The sequence below is a fragment of the Planctomycetota bacterium genome, assembly GCA_033763975.1.
In the GTDB taxonomy this organism is placed as follows: Bacteria; Planctomycetota; Phycisphaerae; order Phycisphaerales; family UBA1924; genus RI-211.
Genome location: JANRJM010000002.1, coordinates 65,408 through 80,877 on the forward strand (window position 1 = coordinate 65,408; position 15,470 = coordinate 80,877).

Annotated in this window: 9 protein-coding genes; 5 read left to right on the top strand and 4 right to left on the bottom strand. The window is 71.7% G+C overall.

What is annotated here, in order from left to right; translation table 11 throughout:
* Positions 1-277: 277 nt before the first annotated feature.
* Genes SFY69_01610 through SFY69_01620 form a run of 3 tightly spaced genes read left to right on the top strand, consistent with a single transcriptional unit; the run spans position 278 to position 2,474 of the window.
* A complete protein-coding gene (locus SFY69_01610; GenBank protein ID MDX2130732.1) occupies positions 278-892 on the top strand; it encodes a hypothetical protein in 615 nt (204 codons plus the stop codon).
* Entirely contained in the window at positions 889-1,689 is an 801-nt protein-coding gene (locus SFY69_01615; GenBank protein MDX2130733.1) for a type II secretion system protein, read from the top strand. Before SFY69_01610 ends, SFY69_01615 begins: the two co-directional genes overlap by 4 nt.
* Positions 1,686-2,474, top strand: coding sequence for a hypothetical protein (locus tag SFY69_01620; protein MDX2130734.1), 789 nt, complete (start codon positions 1,686-1,688; stop codon positions 2,472-2,474). The genes SFY69_01615 and SFY69_01620 overlap by 4 nt, the downstream gene beginning before the upstream one ends.
* Before the next feature lie 25 nt (positions 2,475-2,499).
* Here the strand turns inward: SFY69_01620 and SFY69_01625 are convergent, their stop codons facing one another.
* From SFY69_01625 to SFY69_01640, 4 genes are all read right to left on the bottom strand, one after another.
* Positions 2,500-3,204: a hypothetical protein gene (locus SFY69_01625; GenBank protein MDX2130735.1), complete on the bottom strand. Its 705-nt coding sequence runs from the start codon at positions 3,202-3,204 to the stop codon at positions 2,500-2,502.
* A 210-nt stretch (positions 3,205-3,414) separates the two neighbouring features.
* Positions 3,415-6,534 (bottom strand): S8 family serine peptidase, encoded by a 3,120-nt coding sequence (locus SFY69_01630; protein MDX2130736.1) that lies wholly within the window; start codon positions 6,532-6,534, stop codon positions 3,415-3,417.
* 233 nt (positions 6,535-6,767) lie between these two features.
* Positions 6,768-9,836, bottom strand: coding sequence for a S8 family serine peptidase (locus SFY69_01635; GenBank protein ID MDX2130737.1), 3,069 nt, complete (start codon positions 9,834-9,836; stop codon positions 6,768-6,770).
* Positions 9,837-10,170: 334 nt separating this feature from the next.
* Positions 10,171-11,547 (bottom strand): hypothetical protein, encoded by a 1,377-nt coding sequence (locus tag SFY69_01640; protein ID MDX2130738.1) that lies wholly within the window; start codon positions 11,545-11,547, stop codon positions 10,171-10,173.
* A 281-nt stretch (positions 11,548-11,828) separates the two neighbouring features.
* Here SFY69_01640 and lpdA point away from each other — a divergent pair, with 281 nt between their 5' ends.
* Positions 11,829-13,370, top strand: a complete 1,542-nt coding sequence (lpdA, locus tag SFY69_01645; protein MDX2130739.1) for a dihydrolipoyl dehydrogenase — start codon at positions 11,829-11,831, stop codon at positions 13,368-13,370.
* A 209-nt stretch (positions 13,371-13,579) separates the two neighbouring features.
* Entirely contained in the window at positions 13,580-15,217 is a 1,638-nt protein-coding gene (locus tag SFY69_01650; protein ID MDX2130740.1) for a hypothetical protein, read from the top strand.
* Positions 15,218-15,470 lie beyond the last annotated feature (253 nt).

Consider the following 15,470-nt stretch of genomic DNA (forward strand, 5'->3'; position numbering starts at 1 on the left):
CGACCACTTCTGCGCGCGAACCCTGCCCACAGGACCGCCCGTGCGCGCAAAGTGGCGGTCATCGCCCCCCGCTTCGCCTGACGCCGCCCGCCCGCTCCGTAGCGTGCCCCACCGGGGGTGCCGGCGCGGCGGGTAACCGCGCGGCCCACCCGGCGAACAAGGGGAGGCGGTCATGGTGGCAGTGCCTGTCGCGGCGGTGGCCTCGAGTGGTTCGTCCGGGATCGCGTCTGGCGGGCGAGGCGGTAGGCCGCAGGGTTCGCCTCGGGGTAGAAACAGCGTGCGGGCGGCTCTCCGGACGCTCGCCGCAGGGGTGTGTGTGATGTTCCTCGTCGCGACGAACCCGGGCTGCGTGAACAGCGCCGACGTCCGGCGCGTGCGTGCCCAGGGCCTGTCGCTCCGCAACGACCTCGACGCTTCGCTCCGCGCGGGCGAGTCCCAACTTTCCGACCTCGACGTGCGGGGCCGCGCCCCCGACGATCCCGAGCGCCTGCGGACCGTCTCCCAGGTTGAACTGCTGCGGGCACGCCGGGCGGAGCTCGACCGCGCGCTGGCCGATCTCGACGCCGAGCACGCCGCCTGGCTGGCCGACGCCGACCCCGAGGACCCGCTGGCCCGCGCGCTGCGCGACGCCACCCCGCGCCTGCCCGACCCGCTCTCGACGCCCGTGCTGCTGGGCGGGGCGCTCCTGGCCGCCGCCCTGCGTGCCCGCCAGCTCAAGACCGCCCTGGTCTCCGTCGCCGAGAGCATCGAGAAGGCCAAGCAAACGGACGATGTCTTCCGCGAGCGGTTCGCCCAGGCCGCCCCGACGATCCGGTCCATCCAGACCCCCGCCGCCCGGCGAATCGTCGACACCGTGACGAGCGAAGGATTCCACATGAGGCTCCCGCTGTGACCCCCACGCCCCGCCGAACCCGCCCGCACGCCAGGCCGTCGGCCGGACGCCTCCCAGCCGCTCGGCGCGCCCGAGCTGCCCGTCGCAGCAGCACCGGGGCGTTCACGCTCATCGAGCTGCTCGTCGTCCTCGCCATCATCACGATCATCGTGAGCATCACGCTGCCCGCCGTCGCCGGCGCCCGCGAGAGCGGGCGTCGCACCAAGTGCCTGGCGAACCTCAAGGGCATCGCCGTCGGGCTTCAGTTGTACATGGACCAGGAGAGCAAGGGCCTGCTCCCCCGCGTGCGCCCGCTGAACGACGGCGCCAACGAGAACGACCCGTCGCTGCTCGACATCATGGGCAAGTACACCGACGCGGCCTTGCCCTTCCGCGAGAACGGCACGGGCGACTGGATCAGCCCCGACCCCTGGCGCTGCCCGTCGGACCGCTCCGGGGGCGACGCCGCCACCGACTTCAAGCCCCTCTGGCAATCCAGCGGCACGAGCTACGAGTACCTGCCGGCGTTCGTGATGGTCGCGGCCGAAACCCTCACCGTCCGCAACCCGCACTTCGGCGTGAGCAAGGCCTACGAGAACTTCCGCCCCGCGCTCCCCGTGCTCATCGACGCCGACGACTGGCACAACCCGCGCTTCGAGGTCAACCGGCGCTCCGACATGTCCAACGAGGCGCGCTGGGAGCGCAACGCCGTGTTCTACGGCGACTGGCGCGCCGAGAAGTCGCCCTTCTTCGGCGACGAGACCGTCGAGCGCCTGGTCATCGACACCATCCAGTTCGGCGGGGGGCTGGGCGGATGAGCGTGCTCGACCGTGCCAACGCCCGCCTCGTCACCGCGCTGCTCGACGCGCGCGACCGCGCCCGCCTGTGGTGGCGCGAGCGCACCCGCACCGAGGACGACCGGCGCCGCACCATCCGCCGGCTCGGCGCGTTCGGCGCCGGGGCCGCCCTGCTGCTGGGTGTCGGGCTCTACTTCGTCCTGCGTCCCACGCCCCGCCCCGACTACCTGAACGACCCGCTCGACGACGTGTTCAACTACACGCTGCTGACCGACGACTTCAACAGCCTGCCCGTCGAGCAGCGCCTCGCGCTCATCGGGCAGCTCGTGCAGCGCCTCAAGGGCATGGACGCGGGCGACAACGTGCTGCTCGCGTCGTTCGCGGCGGGCATCGCCGGGGCGGCCCGGGACCAGATCGAGGAGAACGCGTCGCGCCTCGTGCTCGACGTGTGGGACCGGCACGCCGCCGGCTACGAGGACGTCCCCCTCGAGGAGCGCGAGCTGTACCTGGAGAGCGCGTTCATCGACATGGCGGAGACCATCGAGGCCATCACCGGGCAGGTCCGCGACGTCTCGGACGCCGAACGCATCAACGAGGTCCGTCGCCAGGCCGCCCGCGACCGCGAGAACCTCCGCGAGGGGAACAACGTCCCGCCGCCCGAGGCCATCGGGCGCATGGCGGCGTTCATGAACTCGCGCGTCGGCGGGCACGCCAACCCCGCGCAGCGCGCCCGCGGCACGCAGATGCTCCGCGACATGACCCGCCACTTCCGCGGGCAGGACATCTCCACCGGCAGGCCCAAGTAGCCCCCGCGCGGGCGGCGTGCGCGCGTCATCGGGCGGGGTTCGATTCGGTCCGCGCCTCGATCTCCAGCGCGCCCTCGCGCGCCCGCACGCCCAGCAGACGCACCGATCGCGCGCCGTCGGCGGGGATGACCGCCTCGGGCAGCAGCGGGCGCTCGCCCCGCAGCATGTCGGCGACGTCGGCGGGCATCGCCCCGGCGCGCGCCAGCGCGAGCCCGACCGGCACGGGGAGCGCGCCCGCCCGCGCGCCGACCACCCGCACGCGCAGCCCGCCCGCGTCGTCGACGAACACCTCGCAGTCGAGCGTGACGATCGCGGCGTCGTCGCCGACCGGCGCGCCGATTCGGATGAACCCGTCGCGCACGTCGACACGCACACCCCCCAGCCCGTCGGGCCATCGGAAGGCGGGGTCGTTGCTCTCGAGCCACGGGCGCAGGCGTTCGCTCGCCCAGGCGGAGAGGTCGCGCTCGGAGAGCGAGACGCGCCAGACCTCGCTGCGATAGGGGGCGTCCGGCGCGGAAGCGGCGGCCGCGGGGCGGACGGCGGTGATCTGCGAGACGCAGGCGTTCTCGAACTGTGTGCCCAGTTCGCCCGCGTACGCGCCCGGGTTGGCCTGCTCCCACCATGCAGGGGCGGCCCGGACGGCCAGGAAGAGGGCGAGAGCGACGCACCCGATGATCACCGGCACGGCGATGACAAGCCGCAGAAGCCAGCGACGGACGGTGGGACGCACGGGCGATGGTACGGGCGGGGGGGGACTGGAAGTGGCAGAGTGGAAGAGTGGAAGAGTGGAAGAGTGATTGAATACGTGAGTGGTGAATGGTGAGCGCTCACAGCCGCGGCACGCTCACCACTCACCGAGTCACCCGTTCACCTACTCACCCATCCACCCATTCACCCATTCACCCACTCACCCGTTCACCCATTCACCCACCCGCTCGCATCACGGGCAGGGCTGGCCGGAGACGACCTGCGAGAGGACGTCGACGTCGTCCTGGTCGACGTTGCCATCGCCGTTGAAGTCGGGGTCGTTCGACGAGCACGAGGGATCGCCCGCAACGACCTGCGCCAGGCAGGCGATGTCGTCCTGATCGACGTTGCCGTCGGCGTTGAAGTCCGGGTCGCACCCGCCGGGGTTCTCGCAGGTGAGGGCCGAGACGACGAGGTCGTCGACGGCGGCCTCGACGATGGACCCCGAGGCGGCGTCGTCGGCGATGAACCGCAGGCGGACGGCGGCGCCGGGGTTGGCGACGAGATCACCGACGCGGAAGGTGGGCGTGTTCCACCCGCCGCTGGCCTGCGGCCCGGCGGGGCCGACGGTCTCGACGGGCAGCCAGGTGGAGCCGTTGTCGTTGGAGATCTGCACGGTGAAGACGTCGGCGTTGGGCGCGGCCCCGCCGGTGTTGGAGTACCAGCGCGAGTACGAGAGGGTGGCGTCGGCCAGCCCGGTGAGGTTCATGGGCGCGCTCAGGAGCGTGGTGAACCCATTGTCCACGTCGAACGTGCCGATGGAGGTGCCGGCGTTGCCGTCGGTCACCCAGCAGGCGACGCCGGGCGCCGGGGTGGTGTCGTCCTCGGGCTGGGCGCCGGTGGCCTGCGGGTCCATGCGGTTCCAGGCGCCGGTGGTGGCGGTGTCGCCGGGCTGCCCGCCGACCCAGCCGTCGTCGGATTCCATGTCGAAGGACAGGAACGTCTCGATGACGCCGATGTCGGCCGCGAGCGGGGTGGAGGCGCCGCCCGCGGGCGCGGTGGAGGCGCCGGAGAGCACGCCCTGGGCGACGAAGTAGTACTCGACGTCGGCGTCGCAGGCGAAGCCCGGAAGCGTGCCCGTCCAGCGCGTGCCGCTGTCGAGCGTCATGGGGAGGCTGATGAACGACGCGCCCGGCGAGGTGCGGTAGCGCAGCTGCACCGAGCCGGGGACGAGCGTGTCGTTCTGGATGAACACGTCCGCGCTCACCGCGGCGGGCGTGCCGGGCGGGACGAGCGAGACGAGGTCGGCGGTGGCGAGCGAGAGCGTCGGGATCGGCTGCCCGCCCGCGAGCACGTGCGACGAGACGATCGAGAACGACTGCGGGCCCTGGGGCACGTTGAAGGCCTTCACGCGCACGTTCCACACGCCGGGCGCGGGGTTGTCGACGCGGACCTGCTCGAGGTTGTCGCGGGTGTTGCGCTGCGTGCGGACGGCGTTGTTCGCCGGGGCGGCGGGGTCGAGCGTCCAGGGGAACGCCCGCGCGTTCGTGCCGGGGGCGTAGACCTCGAGATCGAGGTCGTTCACGAGCGCGGGGATGGCGTTGGGGGTCGCGGGGACATCGTCCCACGCGATGGTGACGACGAGGGCGGCGGCGCCGGCGGGGACGGTGATGGTGTAGTTCTGGTCCTGGCCCTGCGCGACCTGGGCTTCCTGGAAGTTCGCGGTGCGCATGAGGTCGATGGCGTCGCGGACGCGGACCGAGCCGTAGCCGTACTGGTAGTCGGGGCCGGGGTTCCCGCGGTCGGCGGCGGACTGGGCGAAGAGCACCTTGAGGGTGGAGTTGCGGGGGTCGTTGGCGCCGGGGAAGCGGGCGCGGAAGTCCTGGAGGAGGAGGGAGGTGCAGCCGGCGACGGTGGGGGTGGCCATGGACGTGCCGCAGAGGCTGGCGTAGGCGGTGTCGCCGCTGCTGGTGCAGCTCGTGACGCCGCCGTCGCCGCCGGACTGGCAGCCGGGGGCGGAGAAGTCGGGCTTCATGCGGCCGTCGTCGGTGGGGCCCCAACTGGAGAAGGACGAGATGTTGTCGGAGTCGGCGTTGACCGAGCCGATGCAGAGGTGGTTCTTGGCGCCCGAGGGCGGGCCCATGGTGGCGAACGACGTGCCGCAGCGGCCGTTGCCGCGCTCGTTGCCGGCGGCCCAGACGACGCGGAAGGGCGAGTTGTTCGTGACGGCGGACGAGCCGCGGACGATGGAGTCGATGACGGCGTCGGTGGTGTTGTAGTCGCCGTGCCAAGTGCAGGGGAAGCCGTTCTGCGCGACGTTGGTGCCGATGGAGTTGGTCGAGAGATCGGCGCCCAGGCCGTAGCCCGTGGCATAATCGACCTCGATGTCGACGGGGTTGGTGTAGAGCCATCCGGACGCGCCGGAGATGTTGACGCCCGCGGAGAGGATCGTGACGCCCGGGGCCATGCCGCGGTGGGCGGGGTTGGCGATGCCTGCGCCGCCGACGGTGCCCGCGCAGTGCGTCGCGTGCCCGGAGAGCGCGCTGCCGTCGAAGACGCTCGCCCGCCCGGAGAAGTCCACGTGCGTGGTCCGCACCGATCCGCCGTCGAAGACCAGGACCGAGACGCCCGCGCCGGTGAGGCTGTACGGGCTGGCCTGCACCACGGCGGCCTGCGTGAGCGAGCGGTTCTCGGCGTTCATCTCCTGCAACTGGGGGAGCACGGGCTCGACCCACTGCACGTCGTCTTCGAGCAGCAGCGCGCCGAGGTTCGCGAGCGGGACGTGCGCGACGAACGCGTTGACCGAGGCCATGGCGCCCTGGGATGAGCCGCCGTGGCGCTTGACGAGGTCGGCGCCGACGATGTCGGCGGGCGCGTCGGCGTGCAGGACGATGTTCACGGCGACCTCGCGCGCGTCGCCCTCGCCCCGCACGGCCCAGGCGGGGATGGCGTCGCCCGCGACGTCGGCGCCCAGGTGAGCGCGGATGTCGGGGTGCATCTTCCACTCGGGGTTGATCGGGGCGACGCCGGTGATCCAGGTGTTGGGCTGGCCGGCGCGGGCGCCTTGGGCGGGGCGGACGCTCGCGAAGAAGGCGTTGTCGCCGACGGGGGCGAGGAGCGTGACGCCGCGGGCGTCGAGCTCGGCGCGGCCGGCGTCGGTAATGGGGCGGTCGAGCTGGACGAGGACGCGCCGGGCGCGGGAGGCCTCGGCGGCGAGGACCTGGTCGATGCCGGTGCGTTCGAACGCGGGGGCCGGGCTGCCGGAGCGCCACTGGACCTGGGCGGCGGCGGGAAGGGCGAGGCCCGCGCAGGCGGCGAGCGTGAGGGCGGTGAGGATGGACGACCCGGACGTGCCGCGTGCGCGCGTGGACATGTGCATCTCTCCGTGGGATTGAGGCGGGCCCGGATCCGGGCCGGCGGGACTCTCTCTCGAACACGCCCGGCCTGCGGACAGCACCGGTGCACCCGGGCCGAAGCGCGGGACTTGGTCAGTTTCGGCGAACTTCCCCGGTCGGTTCCGTGGGAATCCGTGCGAACGTTCGTTGAATACCGGCGCAAGGCCGTTTGGTCAAGCGCCGATTGCCGCGGGCGGAGGCGGGCCGGGCGTCAGGGGCAGGGCGCCCCGCCGATGATCTGCGCCAGCAGGGCGAGGTCACCCTGGTCGGTGTTGCCGTCGCGGTTGAAGTCGGCGTCGGCCGACCCGCCCGCGCAGGCCGGGGAACCCCCGATAACCTGGGCAAGGCACGCGAGGTCGTGCTGGTCGACGTTTCCGTCGGCGTTGACGTCCGGGTCGCAGGGCGGCTCGGTGGAGCAGACCTGGGTGAAGACCCGCAGGTCGTCGATGGCGGCCTCGACGACCGACGGGGTCGCGCCATCCTCGGCGATGAACCGCAGGCGCACCTGGGCGCCGGGGTTGGCGATCAGGCTGCCGACGCGGAACGCGGGGGTGTACCACCCGCCGGCGGCCTCGATGCCCGATGGGCCCACGGTCTCGACGGGCAGCCAGGTCACGCCGTCGTCGGGCGAGATCTGCACGACGAAGGTGTCGGCGTTGGGCGCCGAGCCGGTGGAGTTGGAGTACCAGCGCGAGTAGGTGAGCGTGGCGTCGGCGAGGCCGGTGAGGTTCATGCGCGGGCTGGTGAGGATGGTGCGCCCGGTGTCGATGTCAAAGTCGCCCAGCGACGTGCCGGCGGCTGCGCCGGTCACCCAGCAGGCCGAGCCGAAGCCCGTGGTGTCGTGCTCGGGCTGGGCGCCGGTGCCCTCGGGATTGGCGCGCTCCCAGCGTCCGGTGGCGGCGGTGTCGGGGCCGGTGGTCCAGCCTGCGTCGGATTCCATGTCGAAGTAGACGTGGGTCTCGATGATGCCGACGGCGGCCTCGAGCGGCGAGGCGGCGCCGCCGGAGGGGGCCGCCGCGGACCCCGACTGCGCGCCCTGTGCGGAGAAGTAGTACTCGACCTCGCCCTCGCACTCGAACCCGGGGAGGACGCCCGCCCAGCGGGTGGCGTTGACGGGCACCATCGGCACGCTGACGAAGGGCAGGCCCGGGGCGAGGCGGTAGTGCAGGCGGACCGAGCCGGGCACGACGACGTCGTTGTCTGCCAGGACGTCGGCCGAGACGAGCGCCGGGGCGAGCGGAGGGACAAGAGTCACGACGTCGGCGGGCAGGACGGCGACGGTGGGGAAGGACGGGCCGGAACCCAGCGGGTGCGACGACACCAGGGAGAACGGCTGCGGGCCCTGCGGGACGTCGAACGCCTTGACGCGGATGTGCCACAGTCCCGGCGCGGGGGCGTCGACGCGCACCTGCTCGAGGTTGTCCAGGTCGTTGCGGCGCGTGCGGACGGCGTCCATCGACGGGCGCTCGGGGTCGAGCGTCCACGCGAAGTGCCGGTCGCCGCCGGGCGCGTAGACCTCGAGATCAAGGTCGTTCACAAGAGCGCGGGCGGCGTTGGGCGTGCCCGGGACATCATCCCAGGCGAGCGTCAGGACGAGCGCGGGCGAGCCCGCGGGGACGACGACCTGGTAACTGACGTCCTGGCCTTGGGCGGCCTGCGCCTCGCGGAAGTTGCCGGCGCGCATGAGGTCGATGGCGTCCTTCGCGCGGACGGAGCCGTAGCCGTACTGGTAGTCGGGGCCGGGGTTCCCGCGGTCGACGGCGGACTGGGCGAAGAGGACCTTGAGCGTGGAGGTGCGGGGATCCGGTCGTCCGGGGAAGCGGGCGCGGAAGTCCTCGAGGAGCAGGGCGACCGATCCGGCGACGGTGGGCGTGGCCATGGACGTGCCGCACATGACGCCGTAGGCGCTGTCGCCGTCGGAGGTGGTGCTGGTGACGCCGGCGTCGCCGGCGCTCTGGCAGCCGGGGGCGCAGAAGTCGGGCTTCATGCGTCCGTCGTCGGTGGGCCCCCAGGCGGAAAAGGAACTGACCAGGTCGGTGTCGGCGTCGACGGAGCCGACGCACAGGTGGTTCTTGGCGGTGGCGGGCGGGGCGACGGTGGCGTACGAGACGCCGCAGCGCCCGCTGCCGCGTTCGTTGCCGGCGGCCCAGACGACGCGCAGGGGCGTGTACCCGGTGACGGGCGACGACCCGCGGACGATGGCGTCGATGACGGCGTCGGTGGTGCTGTAGTCGCCGTGCCACGCGCACGGGAACCCGTTGGTCGCGACGTTCGTGCCCAGCGAGTTCGTCGCGAGATCGACGCCCAACGCGGCGGCGGCGGCGTAGTCGATCTCGAGGTCGGACGGGTCGGTGTAGAGCCAGCCCGCGGGGCCCAGGTCGAGCCCGGCCGACAGGATCGACACGCCGGGCGCCATGCCCCGGTGCAGCCCGGCGCTGGACTGCCCCCCGCCCCCGAGCGTGCCCGCGCAGTGCGTGGCGTGCGAGGACGGGGCGCTCGCGTCGAGCGTCACCACGCGCCCGCCGAAGTCGGTGTGCGTGGCACGCACGCGGCCTGCGTCGAACACCAGCGCCCGGACGCCCTGCCCCGACAGGTTGTACGGGCTCGCCTGGAGGGCGGCGGCCTGCACGCGGGTGCGGTTCTCGGCGTTCATGGCGCCCAGGGCCGGCAACGCCGGCTCGATCCACTGCACGTCGTCCTCGAGCGCCAGCGCGCCGAGGTTCGCGCGCGGCACGTGGGCCATCAGCGCGTTCACGGACGTGAGCACGCTCGCGACGACCCCGCCGTGCCGGGCGAGCAGGTCGCGCCCGCGCTCGCCGGCCGGGGCGTCCTGGTGGAGCACCACGCACACGACGACCTCGGGGTTGGGAGCCGCCCCGCGGAGCGACCACGCGGGGAGCGTGTCTTCGCGGATGTCGCGGTGCATTTTCCAGTCCGGGTCGATGGGGGCGGCGGCGACGAGCCGGTCGCTCGCCGCGGCGCGCTCGCCGAACCCGGGACGGAGGGACGCGAAGAAACTGGTATCGCCGACGGGGGCGAGCAGCGAGACGCCGCGGGCGAGGAGGTCGGCGCGGACGAGATCGGTCGGGGGCTTGTCGAGCTTGACGAGGACGCGGGAGGCGGTGCGGGCGTGGGCGCGGAGGACGTCGGCGGCGCGGTGGGGGTCGATCTTGGCGGCGGGGGCGCCGGAGCGCCACTGGACCTGGGCCGCGACGTTCGACGTCGCGGCGACGAGCGCGAGAACGGACGACCCGGACGCGAGGAGGGCAGTCGTGCGCATGAGACACTCCGTGAACGCCGCGCTCCCGCGCGGGGAGGCGGCGGCGGGAAGCCCTGGATGAACCCCGGCGTCGGGCCGCGCTCGCGGCGTCGACGACCCCTCGCATGGCAACGCGCGTCCCAGTGTCGCGCCCGCCCCCCGGGAACGGAACATAAGAGATAGCGGGCGGACGCGGTCGCGGTCAACCGTGTTTCATGGGTGATTCAGCCTAGATTCACCCGGAATCCACCTGGTTCTTGCGAAGTCCGGTAGATCATGAAAGAAAAAGCCCGCAGGGCGTAGGCCGCGCGGGCTCGTAAGAAGTGACATTCAGCCCGTAGTTCGGGCGAAGATGTTACGGGCAGGGCTGACCGGCGACGACCTGCTCGAGGGTGAAGACGTCGTCCTGATCGGCGTTGCCGTCGCGGTTGAAGTCAGGGTCGGCGCAGGGCGAGCAGCCGGAGTTGCCGGCGATGGCCTGGGCGAGGCACTCGATGTCGCTCTGGTCGACGTTGCCGTCGGCGTTGATGTCGGGGTCGCACGGGGGCTGCGAGGGCCCGCGGGCGGCGAAGTCGACGCTCTGGGGGGAGTGGGCCTTGAAGAGGCCGAGGGTGGCGTCGACGGTGCGCGGGGGCTGGTCGGCGGTGAACCAGAAGTTGTACATGGTGCCCCAGCGGAGGGCGTTGGCGTTGGGGTTGACGGCGACCGTGGCGTCGGTGCGGAAGGTGACGGTGTTGCAGCCGCGCTCGAAGACCCAGGGGTTGTTGTTGTAGATCTCGCCGGAGTGGTGCATGGGGGCGTTGAAGCCGGAGTTGGTGACGTTGACGCCCGCGGGGACGGGGATGGTGATGGAGCCGCCCGCGCGATCGGACGAGAGGTTGAAGACGGCGTAGTCGTAGGTCCAGGTGCCGTTGCCGTTGTCCGTCACCTTGTGGGCGGCGTGGAAGCGGCCTTCGGCGGGCACGTCGATGATGACGTCTTCGACGCGGGCATCGACGAGGTTGGCGCCCATGCCGTGCTGGCGCCAGGCGGTGATGGCCGGGACGTGGCGGGTGGTGGTGCCGGTGATGCTCATGGCGTTGGTCCCGGCGGCGACGGTGACGCGCTTGAACGAGGCGTTGTTGTTGCGCTTGTTGCCGGCGGCGTCGTCGGTGCCGACGTACACGCCCTCGACGAAGTACTGGGCGTTGGGGAACGCGGTGGTGCCGATCTGGGCGGCGGGCACCTGGATGCGCTTGAAGATGGCGTTGCCGGTGGCGGCGCTGAACGAGCTGAACTGGCCGGTCCAGGGGTTGATGCTGGAGCGGGCGGCGAGGCGGCTCTGCCCGGCGTTCCAGCCGGAGGAGTAGATGTCGAGGCAGCCGACGCCGAGGACGGAGCCGCCCGCGCCGTTGCACGTCGGGGCGCACAGGCTGTTCGTGCCGGCCGCGGCGCAGCAGGCGAGCTTGGCGAAGCTCTCGCCGATCTGGACGAGGCGCCCGTCGGAGAGGCGGTAAGCGTTCATGGCCAGGCCGGGCGTGCCGCTGTTGGCCCAGGTGAGGTTGGCGGTGCCGATGTTGCAGGTGTACGAGCCAATGGTGTACCCGTAGACCCCGCTGACCGCGCCGTGGTTGGTGATGGACTGGACGTCGGCCAGGACGACATCGGCGCCCGGCGGGAAGGCCGTCGCCGGCAACGCGGCGACGCCGACCGCCACCGCCCCGAACATCGCACGCTTCAGAAACGATTTCATGCTACCTCCGGTGAGAAGAACCTGGACTCCGGGTTGAGACCGGGCGGGCGCGCCGCCGTTCCAACCGACGATCCCACTGCTGAGACATGACCCCGAACGGGCTCGAGTGCACCCGGGGGCTCCGCAACGAATCGCGGACAGCGTACCGCTCGGGCGGCATCTGCGGAAGCCCCGACACGAGAAATCCGCTCGTGGGCGAGCGGGCCCGATGAAAACCCGAACTCGGGCGGGTTTCCGGGCGTTCCGGCTATAGTCGGGCGTCATTGCACGAAAGGACGGGCATGCGGCATTTCGACGTGGTGGTGATCGGGGGCGGGCCGGCGGGGTACGTGGCGGCGATCCGGGCGGCGCAGCTCGGCTTTTCCGTCGCGTGCGTGGAGCGTGCCAAGCTGGGCGGGGTGTGCTTGAACTGGGGGTGCATCCCCAGCAAGGCGCTGCTGGCCAACGCCGAACTCGTCGAGAAGCTGCGCCGCCAGGAGGACCAGAAGTTCTGGGGCCTCAAGATCAGCGGCGAGGTCGGGCTCGACTGGGACCGCGTCATCGGCCGGTCGCGCGACGTGGCGGGCAAGCTGAACAAGGGCATCGAGTTCCTGCTCCGCAAGAACAAGATCACGCACCTGGTGGGGAACGCCAAGCTCGTCTCGGCGGCGTCGAACGGGAAGAAGTGCACCGTGGAGGTGCAGGAGTGCGCGGTCAAGGAAGAACTGACGAGCGCCCCCGCCACGCCCGGCAAGGCCATCGAGACCATCACCGCCGACCACGTCATCGTCGCGACGGGCAGCGTGGCGCGCGATCTGCCGTTCGCGAAGTTCGACGGCGACCGCGTGTGGGGCGCGCGCGAGGCGATGTACAACAAGGAGCAGCCCAAGAAGCTCGTCGTCGTCGGCGCCGGCGCCATCGGGATGGAGTTCGCGTACTTCTACCACTCCATGGGCACGCAGGTCACGGTCATCGAGATGCTGGACCGGGTGCTGCCGGTCGAGGACAAGGACGTGTCGGCGGCCCTGGAGAAGCTGTACAAGAAGCACGGGATGACGTTCCTCACCTCGCACGTCACGCAGGGCGTGGAGAAGACCGCGTCGGGCGTGAAGGTGACGGTCGCGCCGCTGGCGAACGGGAAGCCCGACGAGAGCAAGAAGCAGGTGCTCGAGGCCGACCGGGTGCTGCTGGCCATCGGGGTCAAGGGGCGCACCGACGGGCTGTGCGACGCGTCGCTGGGCTTGAAGATCGAGAAGGACCACATCGTCACGGACTTCAAGCCCGGGGTGACGAAGAACGAGGCGATCGATTACAAGACGAACCTGCCCGGGGTGTACGCGGTGGGCGACGTGATCGGCCCGCCGTGGCTGGCGCACGTGGCGATGGAAGAGGCGGTGACGTGCGTGGAGCGGATCGCGTGGCGGGCGAAGAAGTGGCACCACGAGCCGCACCCGATCGACTACTCGACGATCCCCGGCTGCACGTACTGCATCCCGCAGGTGGCGAGCGTGGGCTACACCGAGCAGAAGCTGATCGAGATGGGCAAGGTGAAGGGGAAGGACTACGCGGTGGGCACGTGCGGGTTCATGGCGCACGGGAAGGCGATCGCCGCGGCCCACACCGACGGGTTCGTCAAGATCATCCGGGGCCTGCCGCGGGGCGAGATCCTGGGGGCGCACATCCTGGGCGACCAGGCGACGGAACTGATCGCGGAACTGACCCTGGCGCGTCGGCTGGAAGCGACGACCGAGGAGCTCATCGCCACGATGCACGCGCACCCGACGATGCACGAGGCGGTGCACGAGGCCGCCCTGGGCAGCGAAGGGCGCATGATCCACGCCTGATCGGCGCGTGACGCCCGACCGGCGCACGGCGGGTCCGGCGCGGGGCAAGAGACCATCGGGCGGGGCGCAGGCCCTGCGGCGAGAGGCGAGACTGCACGGCAGGGGCGGTGCAATCGGGCTTTGCGCGTCCGGGCGTCTCTGGTACCATTCGGGCGTACGGCTCAGGTGCGTTCGCACCCGGGCCGCGGGCCGGGGGTGGAGAGACGCCGATGCGTGGGGCGATGCGGGCGAAGCGGGGTTGGGTTGCGCTCGTGGTGCACGGTGTGGCGGCGTGGTGGGCGAGCGCGCAGCCGTTCCTGGACGTCCCGTATCTCTCGACGCAGTCGCCCGAGGTGTTCCGCGACGCGTTCGCGCGGGCGCGCTGCGGGACGGTGCGGATCCTGATCCTGGGTGATTCGCAGGAGACCTCGCCGGCGGGGGCGGGGGCGGTGTACGTGCCGCGGGTGCAGTTCGAGTTCTGGTCGCGGATCGGCAACGCGCCCGAGACGCCGTGGATGGCGCTGCGGATCACAACGGGGAGCGGCACGCCGTACGCGGATTACCTGTGGCGGGGCGGGCATGTGCTGCAGGGGGTGACCGAGTCGCGGCTGCCGCCGAGCGCGTTCCCGCCGGGGCACGTGGGGGCCAAGACCTCGACAACGAACGGCAGCAACGTGAACGGGAACCAGTTCTACGGCAACCTGCTGCTGCTGCAGCACGACTGCGCGAACGTGCACCCGGGCGCGGAGATGCGTCTGCTGCACGAGTACTTCGACCGCGACGCGCCGATCGCGCTGGACGTGATGGCCGCGAGCAGCCCGAGCAGCGGGGAGGTGCGCGTGCGGGTGACGCCCGCGCCGACGTCGGCGACGGGGTTCTTCTTCCCGACAACAGAGGTGTTCGAGACGACGCTGGGGCTGGAGCGGCCCGGGGTCGAGATTCTGACCCAGCGCGTGGGCCCGCTGCCCATGGGCACCGGCCAGTACATGCAGGTGGAGCTGTCGGGGACGGACCCGGCGAAGTTCACGGACCTGATCAGCGCGCGGTACGTGAACCTGAGCGATCCGCGGGGGTTCGCGATCACGAGCCTGTCGCTGGGGGGGTACAAGGCGCTGGACATCGAGTACTCGCACGCGGGGTGCGGGCCGGTGCTGGGGGCGATGGCGCCGGACCTGGTGATGATCTGCTACGGGGCGAACGACGCGACGGGGAACACGCCCCCGCCCGAGGCGGCGCCGATCACGCCCGAGCGCTATCGGGCGGACCTGGAGTCGCTGATCGCGTTCGTACGGTCGCACACGCGGGCCGACCTGCCGGTGATTCTGGTGAGCGACCCGATGCGGACGAACCTGCCGAACCAGACGGCGCGGGACAACCTGGACGCGCAGCCGGGCGTGCACGCGGCGATCGCGGCGGCCGACCCGCTGGTCTGTGCGCTGAACTCGCGCCGGCTGACGCACGAGGCGGGGTGGACGCCCACCGGGGCGGGGCCATATCTGCAGGACGGCGTGCACTACTCGTCGCTGGGTGGGCGAGCAAAGGCCCAGGTGGAGGCGACGGCGCTGTTCGGCGCGTTCTTCCCCCAGGCGTCGGACTGCAACGCGAACGGGACCGACGACGCGTGCGATGTTCTGGCGGGGACGAGCACGGACGCGGACGGGGACGGCGTGCCGGACGAATGCCGCTGCGACCCGGACTTCAACGCGGACGGCAACGCCGACCAGGACGACGTGGCGTGTCTGGCGCAGGTCGTGGCGGGCGACGCGACGTGCTCGGCGTCGGAGCCGGACTTCAACCGCGACGGGAACGTCGACCAAGACGACGTGGACGGGCTGCTGCAGGCGGTGGCCGGGTCGGGGTGCCCGTGAGAGGCTTCGACCGCGCGGCGCGATGACGGTGGAAGCCCGGGGAACCGACGACGAATTCAGCGAAGGTCGCGTGAAGCAACGCGCGGCGCGAGAGCGCGCCGACGGACGCCGATTGCGCTAGGTGTTTTTTATATCGACACTTACAACATCGCGCGCGATGTGCGCCCGGCGGTCGTCGGTCGCGGGCGATTGGTTTCGAAAATCCCCCAAATTGACCGTGAATTCTGTTTCGCGACGTCGCTCTCGGACGGTA

What these genes read in the sequence shown, in the direction of transcription:
- SFY69_01620 (MDX2130734.1), top strand. Translation starts at nt 1,686, where the DNA reads ATGAGCGTGCTCGACCGTGCCAACGCCCGCCTCGTCACCGCGCTGCTC.
- SFY69_01630 (MDX2130736.1), bottom strand. Translation starts at nt 6,534, where the DNA reads ATGTCCACGCGCGCACGCGGCACGTCCGGGTCGTCCATCCTCACCGCC.
- SFY69_01635 (MDX2130737.1), bottom strand. Translation starts at nt 9,836, where the DNA reads ATGCGCACGACTGCCCTCCTCGCGTCCGGGTCGTCCGTTCTCGCGCTC.
- SFY69_01640 (MDX2130738.1), bottom strand. Translation starts at nt 11,547, where the DNA reads ATGAAATCGTTTCTGAAGCGTGCGATGTTCGGGGCGGTGGCGGTCGGC.
- lpdA (MDX2130739.1), top strand. Translation starts at nt 11,829, where the DNA reads ATGCGGCATTTCGACGTGGTGGTGATCGGGGGCGGGCCGGCGGGGTAC.
- SFY69_01650 (MDX2130740.1), top strand. Translation starts at nt 13,580, where the DNA reads ATGCGTGGGGCGATGCGGGCGAAGCGGGGTTGGGTTGCGCTCGTGGTG.